The organism is Bacillus sp. CZDM1 (genome assembly GCF_055502545.1).
The window spans coordinates 25,736-40,855 of sequence record NZ_JBUESO010000018.1 but is presented as its reverse complement, the minus strand read 5'-3'; the positions used below and the strand labels follow the sequence as shown (position 1 = coordinate 40,855).

At 38.6% G+C, this 15,120-nt stretch carries 15 protein-coding genes and 1 riboswitch; of the genes, 4 read left to right on the top strand and 11 right to left on the bottom strand.

Features of this window, described 5'->3' with window-relative positions; genetic code table 11:
• Positions 1-72: 72 nt before the first annotated feature.
• From ACY3XC_RS25700 to ACY3XC_RS25680, 5 genes are all read right to left on the bottom strand, one after another.
• Positions 73-1,533 carry an ammonia-forming cytochrome c nitrite reductase subunit c552 gene (locus ACY3XC_RS25700; RefSeq protein WP_464871123.1) on the bottom strand — a complete coding sequence of 487 codons (1,461 nt, stop codon included), beginning with the start codon at positions 1,531-1,533 and terminating at the stop codon, positions 73-75.
• Between the two features lie 2 nt (positions 1,534-1,535).
• A complete protein-coding gene (locus ACY3XC_RS25695; protein WP_464871122.1) occupies positions 1,536-2,060 on the bottom strand; it encodes a cytochrome c3 family protein in 525 nt (174 codons plus the stop codon).
• 91 nt (positions 2,061-2,151) lie between these two features.
• Positions 2,152-2,985, bottom strand: coding sequence for a hypothetical protein (locus ACY3XC_RS25690; RefSeq protein WP_464871121.1), 834 nt, complete (start codon positions 2,983-2,985; stop codon positions 2,152-2,154).
• Positions 2,986-3,235: 250 nt separating this feature from the next.
• A complete protein-coding gene (locus tag ACY3XC_RS25685; RefSeq protein WP_095252078.1) occupies positions 3,236-3,415 on the bottom strand; it encodes a glycogen biosynthesis protein GlgD in 180 nt (59 codons plus the stop codon).
• Complete coding sequence (locus ACY3XC_RS25680) at positions 3,412-3,699, bottom strand: YtzC family protein (protein ID WP_179160113.1); 288 nt, start codon at positions 3,697-3,699, stop codon at positions 3,412-3,414. Before ACY3XC_RS25680 ends, ACY3XC_RS25685 begins: the two co-directional genes overlap by 4 nt.
• A 325-nt stretch (positions 3,700-4,024) precedes the next feature.
• Between ACY3XC_RS25680 and mnmL the strand changes: the two genes are divergently transcribed.
• Both mnmL and mnmM read left to right on the top strand, forming a co-directional pair.
• Positions 4,025-4,987 carry a tRNA modification radical SAM protein MnmL/YtqA gene (mnmL, locus tag ACY3XC_RS25675; protein ID WP_464871120.1) on the top strand — a complete coding sequence of 321 codons (963 nt, stop codon included), beginning with the start codon at positions 4,025-4,027 and terminating at the stop codon, positions 4,985-4,987.
• Positions 4,988-4,989: 2 nt separating this feature from the next.
• Positions 4,990-5,562 (top strand): tRNA 5-(aminomethyl)-2-thiouridylate-methyltransferase MnmM, encoded by a 573-nt coding sequence (gene mnmM, locus ACY3XC_RS25670; RefSeq protein WP_464871119.1) that lies wholly within the window; start codon positions 4,990-4,992, stop codon positions 5,560-5,562.
• 32 nt (positions 5,563-5,594) lie between these two features.
• On the opposite strand, the gene ACY3XC_RS25665 is transcribed toward mnmM, so the two are convergent.
• Together ACY3XC_RS25665 and ACY3XC_RS25660 are read right to left on the bottom strand one after the other, a co-directional pair.
• On the bottom strand, positions 5,595-6,671 hold the full coding sequence (locus ACY3XC_RS25665; RefSeq protein ID WP_464871117.1) for a tetraprenyl-beta-curcumene synthase family protein: 1,077 nt from the start codon (positions 6,669-6,671) through the stop codon (positions 5,595-5,597).
• Positions 6,672-6,836: 165 nt separating this feature from the next.
• Positions 6,837-7,640 carry an alpha/beta hydrolase gene (locus tag ACY3XC_RS25660; protein ID WP_464871116.1) on the bottom strand — a complete coding sequence of 268 codons (804 nt, stop codon included), beginning with the start codon at positions 7,638-7,640 and terminating at the stop codon, positions 6,837-6,839.
• Positions 7,641-7,720: 80 nt separating this feature from the next.
• On the opposite strand from ACY3XC_RS25660, the gene ACY3XC_RS25655 reads away from it, so the two are divergent.
• On the top strand, positions 7,721-8,233 hold the full coding sequence (locus ACY3XC_RS25655) for a gamma carbonic anhydrase (RefSeq protein WP_179160118.1): 513 nt from the start codon (positions 7,721-7,723) through the stop codon (positions 8,231-8,233).
• A gap of 49 nt (positions 8,234-8,282) precedes the next feature.
• On the opposite strand, the gene asnB is transcribed toward ACY3XC_RS25655, so the two are convergent.
• Positions 8,283-10,175: an asparagine synthase (glutamine-hydrolyzing) gene (gene asnB / locus ACY3XC_RS25650; protein WP_464871115.1), complete on the bottom strand. Its 1,893-nt coding sequence runs from the start codon at positions 10,173-10,175 to the stop codon at positions 8,283-8,285.
• 201 nt (positions 10,176-10,376) lie between these two features.
• Positions 10,377-11,576, bottom strand: coding sequence for a methionine adenosyltransferase (metK, locus tag ACY3XC_RS25645; RefSeq protein ID WP_179160120.1), 1,200 nt, complete (start codon positions 11,574-11,576; stop codon positions 10,377-10,379).
• A gap of 388 nt (positions 11,577-11,964) precedes the next feature.
• A riboswitch (SAM riboswitch) is annotated at positions 11,965-12,104 on the bottom strand.
• Positions 12,105-12,322: 218 nt separating this feature from the next.
• Here metK and pckA point away from each other — a divergent pair.
• Positions 12,323-13,909, top strand: a complete 1,587-nt coding sequence (pckA, locus tag ACY3XC_RS25640; protein WP_464871114.1) for a phosphoenolpyruvate carboxykinase (ATP) — start codon at positions 12,323-12,325, stop codon at positions 13,907-13,909.
• 39 nt (positions 13,910-13,948) lie between these two features.
• Here pckA and ACY3XC_RS25635 read toward each other — a convergent pair whose 3' ends face one another.
• Together ACY3XC_RS25635 and ACY3XC_RS25630 are read right to left on the bottom strand one after the other, a co-directional pair.
• Positions 13,949-14,191 carry a DUF2584 domain-containing protein gene (locus ACY3XC_RS25635; protein ID WP_095251409.1) on the bottom strand — a complete coding sequence of 81 codons (243 nt, stop codon included), beginning with the start codon at positions 14,189-14,191 and terminating at the stop codon, positions 13,949-13,951.
• A 40-nt stretch (positions 14,192-14,231) separates the two neighbouring features.
• Entirely contained in the window at positions 14,232-15,023 is a 792-nt protein-coding gene (locus ACY3XC_RS25630) for an alpha/beta hydrolase family protein (RefSeq protein ID WP_464871113.1), read from the bottom strand.
• Between the last annotated feature and the right edge of the window lie 97 nt (positions 15,024-15,120).

Genomic DNA, 15,120 nt, shown 5'->3' with positions numbered 1-15,120 from the left:
ACCATTACGGACTCTTTCACGATGTTACTTAATCCTTCTTAGCGGGACGATTAAGCAGATGCTTGAAAGGGTCTATTTTTTTACTGCTGGCACTACTGGCTGTTGTGCAGGGAAGTAGCTATTAATAGCATGATTCTTTTTATTCTCATTTACAGCTTCAGCTTGTACAGCACTCTTAGCTTTCTCAATCTCAGAATTAACCTCTTCGATGCTGACACCTTTTTTCACTAACTCTTCTGTTGCAAGGCGAATAGCATTATTGGATTGTACAACTGACTCTCTTAATGAATCCATTGAACCTTGTGGATTGTGGAAGCCTGAAGAGTTTTCAGCGGCTACAATATCCCAGAACCATTGACCTTTACGGATAAATTCCTGAGCCTGCTTGATTTTGTCTTGGCTGACTCCAGAAGTAATCATCTTGTTAATGTAATAGTGAGCTGTGGTTGAAATATCCTGTGCTTCATGTAATGCACTTACGTTTGCATCTTGGATTTCAATAACACGATCTTTTAATTTGTCTAAATCTCTATCACCATGACACTGTCCACAAGACGTATCCATCGTTTTAAGCGGTGAAGTCCAATAGTGTGAGGTAATTTTCCTTTTTCCATCTACACGTTCATATGGCATATGACAGTCCGCACAGGATACATTTGCCTTACCATGTGTACCGCTCGCATGGGTTTCGAATTCAGGGTGCTGTGCTTTTAACATTGGAGTTCCTGAGATATTATGAACCCAGTCCTTTTCAAATCCTTCTTCTTTTGCAATTGTATTATAGTATTCATACATATCTTCAGGTTTGAAACCATTATTCCATGGAAAGGTTACTTCACTATTATCTGCTGCGAAGTGGTACTCCACATGGCACTGTCCGCAAACATAACTGCGCATATCATTTTTCGTTGGGTTGGAAGTATCAACTCCCTGAGCTTCTAAAGCCTTGTAAAAGCTTGGACGTGTAACGCGTAAGTCCATTGTTTCGGGGTCATGGCAATCAGAACATCCAATTGGTGAGTGTCCCATTGCTTCCCCTTTTGGCCAAATTTCTTTATTAAAATTGGCTCCCCAATAATCGTCGCCCATTTCCTCAATCATTTGAGGTACTGCCGTTGATTTACATGTATAACAAGAACCTACTGATTTATCGTTAATCCGCTTTACATCACGAATATCTTCAAGAGCATACACGTGCCCGCGGTCTTCATTATACTCAGTAGCAAATCCGTAGCCGTTAAAAAGAACTGGAAGTAAAGGTTCCTTATCAGGATTGTATTTACTGCGCTTTACAGAACCATTGTATTTTGTATCTTCCATTTTTTCATTCTTCATATAGCTATTATATTGAAGTGGAAATAACTCTTTAAAGGCCTCATTACTTATCTCGTCTTTAGAAAGGCCTGTTGTACCCTTCGCTTCCTTAGCACTTGCCGTTTTTTCACTTGCACCGTCACTGGAATTGCTGCAGCCAGTAATGATGAGAACAAATACTAGTAGAAGGAGGCATGCCCCATAGCGGAACCTATTCATGCTTAAAATCCTCCCTTATTCTTTAATAGCTCACCGGACTTAGGTGGCTGATGGTAACTATCATCTTTAAAATCGCTTCCATGCGGTACGGTTTGGTGACATGACATACAGTTTTCCTTTGCGTCATGTGAGACATTATCAATTGTGCTCTTATGACACTCCGCACAGTTTTGATTGATGACTCTTAATGTTCGTGTTGTCGCATAGATTCTATCTGGTATATCTTCAGTACCCAGTGTGTTGTAGAAAATATGTGTCATCCCTGCACGGCCTTTAAAAAATAACTTTCCAACCTCACTTTCATGCGGCAAATGGCAGTCGTTACACTGCAATTCTGCATGAGTCGAATCCACAAATGATGTATACACAGACTTCATTGTGTGACAGTTTTGACAAAAACCTGGTGAATCTAAGTAAGCCATTGTCTTAACTGTCCCGAATGAAAAGAGTACGCCAGCGATAAGAGCGCCTAGAATTAATACCCTTTTATCAATTGCCAGCAATTTTTTTAATCCTCTTTTTAACATTCTTTCACCTCCCATAATTTATATCTTTCTCTCTAATTTATTGAATAAAGTACATGAGCACTTTATTGCCAAAAGGAATGTTCTCACTAGGCTAGCTCTGTGGACGTTTTCTTCTCATTAAGAAAACGAATGCACCTGCAGCAATTAAACCTATTCCACTAACTGCTGCAACGGAAAGGATAGCCGGACTTTTTTTATTCTCTATAGTGTCAAGCGGTTGTTGTTCTTGGTTCTCCATCATCTCAACGGTGGATGTCGTCTCTTTTCGTTCATACGTCAGTGTAAAGCTTTTTTCCTCTCCAGCTTTGATTCCTTGATAGAAATAGGAGTGAACTCCTTTTTCATCACCATGAGTGTTTTTCTCTTCAGGTGCTGGATCAAGTACGAACTTTTGTGCCTTTATAGGCTCTATGAACGAAACATTGAATATGCCAATGTCCGTAAAGCTTTTAAATTGGTATGGCAAGGATTTCTTATCATTATCAACCATTATGTTATCTGTATAAAATTCAATAACAAATTTATAAACATCATTTGGTTTAATTTCTTCACTCGTTGTCCAGGAAATAGTTCTTTTTTCTTGATCTAGTATGTACTCAATTTCATACACCTTGGATAAGTCGCTTGAATAATCAGCAACATATCCAATTCTGAAGTTCTTAGCATCTATAGGAAGAGGGATTTCAATCTGCCCTATTTGTGGCTGTTCAGATTGATTGCGCATGGTTCCTTGATAGCCGATTAGTAATGGCGGATGCTCTTTTTTGACATCATTTGGGTGGTAGGCAAATTCAGGCATTATTTTTATTGCAAGTTCTTCCATACTTAAGATGTTTTTATTTTCTTCTGCTGCGATGATTAAAGGGTTTAATAGCAGCAGTAAACATAGGAAAAAATTTATGTTAATTAGTAATTTTTTCATCATTCTTACTTCCCTTCTTATTTGTGAAGAATTTGTGAATTCGTTCACAATCAATCTTAAAAAAAATATATAGTGCGGAATTTCTTTATCTTATTTATCGCAAATTAGCCCAACGTATTCTGTGACCAAAATCACAAAAACATATTGAGTTATTTCTAATTTGTGAACTGGAATTTTACCTTATTTTCATGGTGTTATTAGGACTTTTAAATATAAAAAGACCTTCAACAAATGTCGAAGGTCAAATAATGTATTAAGATGATTGATTTTTTTCTTGGTGAAATTTTGATTTTACTGGCTGACCGCCTGATTTTTCATATTGCTTTTTTGCTTGTTTTACAAGGTCGAAATCCTGACCTAACTCGAGATCTTGATTATTGCTGCCATTTCTTGTCTTTTGTTCTGGGTTATTTTTTTTCGAGCGCTTTTTCAAGTTGGGTTTCCTCCTGTATAAGTCTGCCCCTCTAATATCATGGTGTTTTGAAGCTGCTGTATTTGTAATCTCATACGATGGAGTTGATCCCGCTGCTGAGAATTCGCACTATGAGCCATTTTTGCAATATCCTGATAGGTTTGTTCAAGATCCTGTAAGGCCTTGGTATAGTCATCATTATTGTAATGCTCTTGAAGGCTGCTTGTTTCAAACTGTTCTTTCGCATAACGAATTGTATCCTCACACTGCTGAATTAAATTATCCATTGAATCACGAGTAGCCATTGTTGACCCCCTTTATTTTGGTGCCAAAAATACATGAAGCGAAATGCTTCATTTGTTATTTTGTTCTCTCTGCATTTTCCTATTACATTAAATGATTGATAATTACTACCAATTTAGAAAAGCGGAGGCGCCTTGTTCAGGGGCGACAGGCATAAGGCGAGCCGGCAGGAAGGTTACGCTCTTTAACCTTCTTGACGGATTGACTTATGACCCCGAGCCCCTAGGCGCTGGAGCTAGATCATATACATTTATTACAAATGGATAAGGCCTTCTTTTCATGTTAAAATGTAAGTTATGTTGAAAAATAAAAAAGGAGGTTTCTGATTTGACTCAGACCAACCCTTTTCCATATGCTACTGACGATAAACGTTATCATACATGGAATTATCACCTGCGCCAGCAATTTGGCCATAAAGTTTTTAAGGTTGCTTTAGATGGCGGTTTTGATTGTCCAAACCGTGATGGTACGGTTGCTCACGGCGGGTGTACTTTTTGCAGCGCAGCTGGTTCTGGTGATTTTGCCGGTGACCGTACCGATGATTTAGAAACACAATTCCTTGAAATCAAGGAAAAAATGCATACTAAATGGAAAGACGGCAAGTACATGGCCTACTTCCAAGCCTATACGAATACCCATGCACCGGTTGAGGTTCTCCGTGAAAAGTTTGAGAGAGTTCTCAAGCAGGAGGGTGTCGTTGGATTATCGATTGCTACTCGCCCTGATTGTCTCCCAGACGATGTTGTTGAATATCTAGCTGAGTTAAACAAGAGAACTTATCTATGGGTTGAACTTGGCTTGCAAACAGTACATGAACGGACAGCATTATTAATCAATCGTGCCCACGATTTCCAATGTTATGTTGAAGGTGTAAATAAGCTTAGGAAACATGGAATCCGGATTTGCTCTCACATTATCAATGGATTACCTCTTGAATCAAATGAAATGATGATGGAAAGTGCCAGAGAAGTTGCAAAGCTTGATGTTCAAGGAATCAAAATTCATTTGCTTCACTTACTAAAAGGAACGCCAATGGTTAAACAGTATGAAAAAGGAATGCTCGAATTTCTTTCTCAAGAGGATTATGTCAATTTAGTATGTGATCAATTAGAAATTTTACCGCCGGAAATAATTGTTCACCGAATTACAGGTGATGGACCGATTGATTTAATGGTAGGACCGATGTGGAGTGTGAATAAGTGGGAAGTACTTAATTCCATTGATGCCGAGCTTAAAAGAAGAAACAGCTATCAAGGAAAATATTATCAAGATAGCACCGTGAGGAACTAACCATGAAGCTAGATCGAATCCTTCCATTCGCAAAGAAATTACTTGAAAAAGCTATTACTAGCGGCGGAGTGGTTGTTGATGCTACTTTGGGAAATGGTCATGATACAGTCTTTCTCGCTGGTCTTATTGGTCCTAGCGGTAGATTGTATGGATTTGATGTCCAGGAGGAGGCCATTCGTACCAGTACGGAAAGACTGAAGAAACATGGTCTGGCTGATCGAGTCACTATTTTTCATGCAGGTCACGAACAGCTTTTTAAGCTAATCCCTGATGAACACCATGGTACGTTAACGGCAGCGATTTTTAACTTAGGGTATTTGCCTGGAAGTGATAAAGCAATTGTTACAAAACCAGAAACCACCATATCTGCCATACAACAATTGCTTGAGATAATGGCTCCAGAAGGAATCATTATCCTTGTGATTTACCACGGTCACACCGAGGGTGCTGTTGAGCGCGATGCTTTATTGACGTATTGTCAGGAAATTGATCAAAAGAAGGCACATGTTCTACAGTATCAGTTTATCAATCAACAAAATAATCCCCCTTTTATCATTGCAATTGAAAAAAGGTAAACCAAGATGCTTTGGCTTGGTTTACCTTTTTTTTACGAAAGTCTGGTAAACAATGAGGGAATCCATTTTTGTACAGAACGATAGGCTAGTCCATTAATGTAGAAGAAATAGCTAATCATGCCGCCAGTCTTAATGATCCCCTTTGCTAATTTTCGGATATTCTTCTGTTTGCGAACCTTTCCATCCGATAAGTAAATCCCTAATAATCCTCGGTTAATAAGCTGGTGGAATTTTTTATGCGGCAGGAACTCCGTATGTCTGTCTGCTTCACTGACAAAATGTTTTAACCGTTTAAAAAGGGTTTCTGGGTTTTCATAAAAAAAACAAAAATTCAAGTCGCCGCCTTCTCGATCTTCTTCTTGGTCGATAAAATAATCTAATAAAATATGAAGCCCCTGTATGTACGGAAAATAACCTTTCCGAATATTTTCTCCATCCTCCGCACGAAAATCTTCTCTCATCGCATAAGAAATAAGACAGAATATCCCCAAAGTGGAACCAGAGCAGGCAGAAAACTCATACCATTCCATCTCTGGCAGGTTATTTTGATGGTCTGCAAACCATTTTTCCAGTCTAGGTACACGTTCTTCTTGAATCACATGCTTGTGGATTTGCAGGTTGCAATAATATTCGCAAAGCTCCAAAAGATATTCTTTTATTAAAGGATAATGTTCCACTTCATTTAATACAGATCTGCACGTTTTCGCTAAATCATTTAAATAACCGCCATCGTTTTGATCCTCACGGAACCGGTAATAGTTCTTAGGCTGGCTTTCTAATGTAAGCGCATCATGCATAGATTCATGGAGGGCTGCAAAATCCTCGGGATCAAGCGAGGTACTCCGGTCACAAAGATTATCTAAGTAATCACTAATGGTTTGATAGGCAACAATAAATTTCACTGCTTTCTTATACTCATCAACCGCGGATAAAGCTAGAATACCTCCGCCCTCACAGTGAAAGGTTTTATGTTCAATACTAGCCAGAGCCTGTGTCCTAAGCTCCTCATTAGGGATGCTTTCTGCCCGGGACCTCCAATACCCAAGTTCTTGATGAACAGCTGGAATAATTCGACGATATACCTTTGACATGAGTCTGATTGGCATCATGGAGAGTTCCTCTTTCCTTTCTTAGAGGCTCTTTTCTTATACTTTGTTACTTTTTGAACACAAAATATATAAGAAAAGAGCCTGCAAACTAAAAGTGCAAAATAACTATTTTCACGTTAAAATCGGCTTTAAAATTTTAACAACAATCTTTGAAAACATGCCTACTTAAACAATATAACCTATTGCTTTTAGTTGGCTGATGACAAAATCCTTCGCGTATTCAAATATATCTTCCCGTTCTGGTTCATTAAAAATTTCATGATAATGCTTTGGCCATTCTTTAAACCTTTTTTCTGATAAAGGTGCATGGTTGAACCACTCCTTAACAGGAGCTTTATTAACAATTTTATCATCGCCGGCTTGCATGACCAGCATCGGCACATCCTTGGTGCCTTCAATAGACAGAAATGCCTCTTTCATGGCCTCAACTAATTCACGGTACCATCTAACAGAGACTTTTGTTATGTAGAGAGTATCATCGGCATCTGCCTCTATAACATCCTTGTTGCGGGTGGCCATATCAACCGTTATTCCTGAATTCATTCGAAAAGAAGGAAAAACCACATTAATTCCATGTGATAGTAAATCTAAAAATTTGGATGGTGATTGCATAAGTCCGAGACATGGAGAAGAGAGAATGACTCCAGCTAAGTCCATTTTTTCTTCCTGTAGCAACCGAATAGCAATTAAGCCTCCCATACTATGCCCAAACAAAAAAACAGGCAATTCATAACGATAGGCTGCTTTAATCCAATCCTTCACTTCACTTAGATACTCATCAAAAGAATCTATATGGCCCCTGCGGGATCTTGTTGTCATACCCTGCCCAGGAAGATCACCCATGATGACATGAAATCCGGACCTGCGCCACATTTCAATGAGCCAGCCGTAACGTCGATGATGTTCCATTGCACCATGAACCATCACAATCACAGCCTTCGCTTCCCCTTCTGCTTCCCACTTCCACATAGTTTTTCCCCCTAGAAAAATATTCTATTTAGTATAATATTAAATTGAATATGTATTTCAGTCAAAAAGGAGCGACGAATATGATCTATCCCTACAAAGGAAAGTATCCAAAAATTGCAGATTCTGCATTCCTTGCAGATTTTACTACTATTACAGGTGATGTTGAAATAGGCGAGGAATCGAGCGTCTGGTTTAACTCCGTCATTCGAGGAGATGTCGCACCTACTGTTATTGGGAAAAAAGTAAATATTCAAGACAACTCTGTATTGCACCAAAGCCCGAATAATCCATTGATTTTAGAGGATGAAGTAACGGTTGGACATCAGGTTATTCTCCATAGCTGCATTATTCGTAAAAAGGCTTTAATCGGGATGGGTTCGATTATTCTAGATCAGGCCGAAATCGGAGAAGGAGCCTTTATAGGTGCAGGCAGTCTCGTGCCGCAAGGTAAAAAAATCCCTCCTAATACATTAGCATTTGGCAGACCTGCAAAAGTTATTAGAGAATTAAATGAACATGACATTAGTGAAATGAACAGGATTTATACAGAATATGCAGAAAAAGCTCAATATTATAAGTCATTACAAAAATAATAGTATAGAAAAGCACCCATAAATTTTTTATGGGTGCTTTCTTATTATCTTAATGTTTCATTGTCAGCAGTTCTTTTTGTCCTGAAAAGGAATACTTGCCTTCTACATATACTTGATGCCAAATCATAAAAATAAGAACGGTCCAGATTTTACGGCTGTTATCAGCTTTTCCTTGGCAATGATCCTCAAGAAGTTTTAAAACATAAGATTTATTGATTAAATGCTCTGTGCTGCTTTCGCGAATAATTGTTTTTGCCCACTCATTCATTTCATTCTTCAGCCAATGGCGAATTGGCACTGGGAAACCAAGTTTCTTACGGTTTAATACATGCTCAGGGACAATTCCTTCAGCAGCTTTTCGCAAGATATACTTTGTCGTACCATTAGCCGTTTTCAAGCTTGTTGGTATTTTGGACGCTGTATCAAACACTACTTTATCCAAAAATGGAACACGAAGCTCTAATGAATGCGCCATCGTCATTTTATCAGCCTTCAAAAGAATATCCCCGCGCATCCAAGTATGAATATCAATGTATTGCATGGTGTCAACAGGATCATAGCCCCTTGATTCTGTATAAAGTGGTTTAGTGATATCTGTGTAATGTAAGCCTTCACGATAGACGGAAAGCAATTCTCTCTTTTCTTCCTCAGTGAACATTTTCGCATTGCCAATATAGCGTTCCTCCATAGGAGTTACACCGCGTTCAATAAAGCTTTTACCCTTCATTCCCTCAGGCATCATGTTCGCAATCCTTTTTAACAATACTTTTCCTACTCTTGGGATTTTATTAAACATATCTAAATCCTGCGGCTCCCGGTAAATATTGTAGCCGCCAAACAATTCATCAGCCCCTTCACCAGAAAGAACGACGGTTACATGCTTCCTTGCTTCACGCGCAACAAAGTAAAGCGGGATGCAGGCAGGGTCAGCAAGGGGATCATCCATATGCCACATGATTTTCGGAAGTTCATTCATGTATTCCTGTGGTGTTATCACATAGCTGATATTTTCTACACCCAACTTTTCTGCTGTTTCCTTTGCTACATCGATTTCACTGAATCCCTGGTACTCGAAACCAACAGAAAACGTCTTAATAGCTGGGTGAAATTGTTTCGCAATGGATGCAATAATCGAAGAATCTATTCCGCCTGAAAGAAAAGAACCGACCGGAACATCACTTCTCATATGCATTTTTACTGAATCTATTAACACATCTTGTATTTCTTTAATAAAATCTGACTCTGATTTTTGGATCGGGTTAAAATGCGCTTTCCAATACCTCTTGATCTCCATTGGCGAGCCAATCTTTTTCGTAAAATAATGTCCTGGCTCCAACTTATGAATACCTTTAGACATCGTATTAGGCTCAGGGACAAACTGATAAGTCAAATAGTGCTGAAGTGAATCATAGTCTAAAACATCATTTTCAAGGGCTAAAAGGATACTCTTTTTCTCAGAAGCAAAGAAAGTTCTCTCTTCATCCACAAAATAAAAGTATGGTTTAATCCCAAATGGGTCTCTGGCACCAAATAGTGTCTGTTCTTGTTTATCCCAAATCGTAAAGGCAAACATCCCGCGTAATTTTTCTACCGCCTTTTCTTTCAAATGGCTGTATAGAGCAATAATGACTTCTGTATCTGAATTTGTGGCAAACTGTAAGCCCTCTTTGAGCAATTCTTCACGAAGTTCTACGTAGTTGTAAACCTCACCGTTAAAAATAATCCAATAACGCTCATTTTCATATGTTAATGGCTGATGTCCACATTCAATATCAATAATACTTAAACGGCGAAAGCCAAATTGAATATGATCATCATAAAAAAAGCCATCATCATCAGGTCCACGATGGGTAATAATATCGTTCATATTTTTGAATTGTTGTTTTTGTTCATCACGATAGTTTTGTTCCTTGTCGTGTACACAACCAATAAAACCACACATTATGTACGTCACCTACTCCAATCTAAATATCCAATCTAAAAAACATACTCTCTTATCCTACCACTATTATTTGAAAAATGGCAGTGTGAAAGGTAGGAAAATTCAGGTATAAACAGTTTTTACATAAACACATTGCCCTAAACTTAGACGACTAAATGAAAAAGAGAGTTACATGTAAAATGCAACTCCCCTGTATTTTGGTTAAATATTTGCTTGTTGACGCAAAGTGTCTGCTTTGTCTGTACGCTCCCAAGGAAGATCAACATCAGTACGGCCAAAATGACCATATGCAGCTGTTTGTTTATAGATTGGGCGGCGAAGATCCAACATTTTAATGATTCCAGCAGGACGAAGGTCAAAGTTTGAACCTACCAGTTCAACTAATACATCTTCGCTCACTTTGCCAGTACCAAATGTATCAACAGCAATTGAAACGGGTCTTGCTACACCAATTGCATAGGCAAGCTGTACTTCAACTTTATCAGCAAGTCCTGCTGCTACAATATTCTTCGCAACATAACGTGCTGCATAGGCCGCAGAACGGTCAACCTTTGTAGGATCCTTACCGGAGAAAGCACCTCCGCCATGACGAGCATATCCGCCATATGTATCAACAATGATTTTACGTCCTGTTAACCCAGCATCCCCTTGAGGTCCGCCAATAACGAAACGTCCTGTTGGGTTGATAAAGTATTTTGTATTTTCATCGATTAATTCCTTTGGTACCACTGGATTAATAACATATTCCTTCAAGTTACGTTGGATTTGCTCCAATGTTACCTCTGGATTATGCTGAGTTGAAATGACAATCGTATCAATTCGAACAGGCTTATCATTTTCATCATACTCAACGGTTACTTGAGTTTTTCCATCGGGACGAAGGTATTCAAGAACTTTATCTTTTCTTACCTCTGTTAACTTACGAGCAAGCTTATGTGCAAGAGAGATTGGAAGAGGCATAAGCTCATTTGTTTCATTACAAGCAAAACCAAACATTAAGCCTTGGTCCCCTGCTCCAATTGCTTCAATTTCTTCATCAGACATTAGTCCTTCACGTGCCTCAAGTGCCTGATCAACACCCATTGCGATGTCAGGACTTTGTTCACCGATTGAGGTTAATACTGCACAGGTCTCGGAATCAAAACCATATTTAGCACGATCGTACCCGATACCCTTCACCGTTTCACGAACGATTTTTGGAATATCAACGTAAGTAGATGTAGTAATTTCCCCTGCAACTAAAACTAAACCAGTTGTTACAGAAGTTTCACAAGCAACCCGAGCATTTGCATCCTTTGCTAAAATTGCATCTAAAATCGAATCAGAAATTTGGTCACAGATTTTATCTGGATGACCTTCCGTTACTGATTCAGAAGTGAACAAACGTGCGTTTCTTGACATCTGATTTCCTCCTATATTATGAGATAAATCAAGGTTCACATGAAGGTTACAGGAATACTTCTTGAACCACTGACATTATTGATACGGTACTCATTCCCTTAGTATGAAATAAACAAAGGATTTTTATTAAGGCTGTTTTCATAAAATTGTTGTTAAAATCCTAAATCCGATTTTAACGCGGAACAATTTATTTTTGTGCTTGAGATTAAGGTTGCAGCTCTTTTCTTACAATGAAAATTCTTTTGCAACAATTCATTGCTCAACAAGGGCCTCAATCTACAATAGCAGCAAAGTATAAGAAAAGAGCCTTTATTAGCACATTAAATAAAAGGTCTTATACAAAACAAAAAACCTTACCACATGAGGAAAGGTTGTTCCGGGCCTTTCACTCTTATCGTTCAAGGTCAAAGCCTTGCGTCAGATTAGCACCTTCGCACTTGAGAATTGAATCGAATATGCGATCCATTTCTCATAAAGCAGGTTGCTGGGTTTCATAGGGCCTGTCCCTCCACCAGCTCAGGATAAGAGAGTATCCGTTCAAATTAAAATCATACTTGAACATGTCGAACATTGTCAATATTTTTTTTAGCAAATTAAGGGTAAAAATATGAATTTTTCCCACTTCTACATTATAGTAAATAATACAACCTAAATTCTCTAATTAGTATAGACTATTCAGTTCAATGTGTTATACTATTCGTAAATATAATGAATATTAAAAAACAAAAAAGGAAGGGTTTTCTCTGATGAATTCCGTATATGTTCCAAATGAATTAAGTCAATTGTTAGAAGAAAATAATGTTCACATTCAATTGTCAGTACCTCAATTAGTGGAAAAAGTCTTATCAAGGAATGAAGGAAAATTAACCTCTACTGGTGCCATTAGTGTATCTACAGGTAAATATACAGGACGATCTCCACAAGACAAATTTATTGTAATGGAAGAATCTATAAAGGATAAAATCGATTGGGGTCAATTAAACCAGCCAATTTCGGAAGATGTTTTTAACAACCTCTATCATAAAGTTTTAGACTACTTAAAAGAAAAAGAAGAAATATTTGTGTTTAAAGGTTTTGCGGGTGCAGATAAAAAGACACAATTGCCAATTCAAGTTGTGAATGAATTTGCATGGCATAATCTATTTGCGCATCAATTGTTTATCCGCCCAAATGCAGAAGAATTACTGACACATAAAGCCGGTTTCAACGTGATTTCTGCTCCAAACTTCAAAGCAAATCCTGCCGTTGATGGAACAAAGTCTGAAACCTTTATTATCATCTCTTTTGAGAAACGTACGATATTAATTGGTGGAACTGAATATGCAGGTGAAATGAAAAAGTCCATTTTTTCAATTATGAATTACCTATTGCCTGAGAATAATATTTTCTCCATGCATTGTTCGTCAAATATTGGTGTTGAAGGTGATGTTGCTCTGTTCTTTGGCCTTTCTGGGACAGGTAAAACCACCTTATCTGCAGACCCTAAACGTCGCTTAATTGGTGATGATGAGCATGGTTGGTCGTCAAACGGCGTCTTCAATATTGAAGGTGGCTGCTATGCAAAAACCATTAATTTATCTCGTGAAAAAGAACCACAAATCTTCGATGCCATCCGTTTTGGTTCTGTACTTGAAAATGTTGTGCTTAATCCGGAAACTAGAATTGCAGACTATGACGATGCGACACTAACTGAAAATACACGGGCAGCCTATCCGATTGAAGCGATTGATAATATTGTGAAGCCAAGTATTGCAGGCCATCCGAATACCATTGTCTTTTTAACAGCCGATGCATTTGGTGTACTGCCTCCAATCTCAAAATTAACGAAAGAGCAAGCCATGTTTCATTTCTTAAGTGGCTATACATCAAAATTAGCAGGTACAGAGCGTGGTGTTACATCACCTGAAGCAACCTTCTCAACATGCTTTGGTGCACCATTTCTACCTTTGCCTGCAACACGTTATGCCGAAATGCTAGGTGAAAAAATTCTTGAGCATAATGCTAATGTCTTTTTAGTGAATACTGGCTGGACTGGCGGGGAATACGGAGTCGGCAGCCGGATGAAGCTATCCTACACAAGAGCTATGATTCAGGCTGCACTTGAAGGAGAACTAAACCTAGTTGAAACAGTTAGAGACGATATTTTCGGTCTAAATATTCCACTCCACATTGCTGGTGTTCCTGATGAGGTCTTGCAGCCAAGCAAAACATGGGCAGACCCACAGACATATGAAATGAAAGCGAAAGAATTAGCAGGTAAATTCCGTGAAAACTTCAAGAAATTCACGAAGGTCTCTGCAGAAATAGAATCAAAAGGCGGTCCGATCGCTTAAAGTGAAAGCCCTTATCGTTAATCGATAAGGGCGTTTTTTTTAATTCGTGGAATTTAATGAAATTAATTGGTAGGTGATCATCGTGCTGCTATTTTGCCATTCTACTTTTTTAATCACAGCTGTTCCGCTCGTATCGCTTTCAAGAGTTTTTCTAACATCAATCGGAATATCAATTGGATAAAGTCTATAGCCTTCTTTTTCTAATTGGAAAAGGTTTTCTTCAACTCTCTTCTCTCTGCCTTTTGTTACAATCAATGTATTTAACTCAAAGGGCATACCCATATGTATCCGCTCCTCAGCTTTTGGACTTACCATTATTTTATCATCTTTTGATTTGATTTTTCATCCACTTCGATAAATCCTTCACGATTTTTCTGTTTACCACTGGAGGGAAGTAGTGAGTATACTCATCAAAATACCAGGATTCCACCTGCTTATCTAGTATCCTTAGTCTGCGTTCAAGTCTGTAGGCATGCTCCACGGATACATTATGGTCTTTTACCCCGTGGATGATGAGAACAGGAGCTTTAATCCTTTCAAGCTCATAGAGAGGAGTTCGTTCCTCATATCTTGTTGGATATTTCCCCGGTGTACCGCCAATGACCCTTTTTAGCATCTTCCGTAAGTCTTTTCTTTCTTCGTATGTTAAAAACATGTCACTTACTCCGCCCCAAGTCACAATGGAAGCTGCCTCAGGAAACTCAACTCCTGTCATCAATGCCATTACACCACCTCGGGAAAAACCAAATACATGGATATCTCTCACCCCAGGTATTGTTCTTAATAGCTCAAAGGCTGTAAATGCGTCGTGTCTATCCTCTCCAGCAAAATCTTCATTCCCCTCCCCTCCTTGATTCCCTCGATAATAGGGAGCAAATACGATGAATCCCTCAGAGGCAAATTGTGCAATTCTTGAAGGTCTTACTTTTCCAACGTTTTTAATGCCTCCGCGCAAGTATAAAAAGCCGTCATAGCTTCCTTTCCTTTTTGGTTCTGCCAGCAACCCTTTTACTCTCAATCCATTAGATAAATAGGTTATTTCCCATAATTCCACACGAGGATTGGGTGAAGGGAATCGATACGCCTCGATGATTTTTTCATTTGGTTTGATCACCTTACAGTTCACCCTTTCATTTCAATCATCAAAAAATTGATGTAACTGGGCATTCACACATTTATTACTTTATCATACGATATGGTAGGCCAACAGC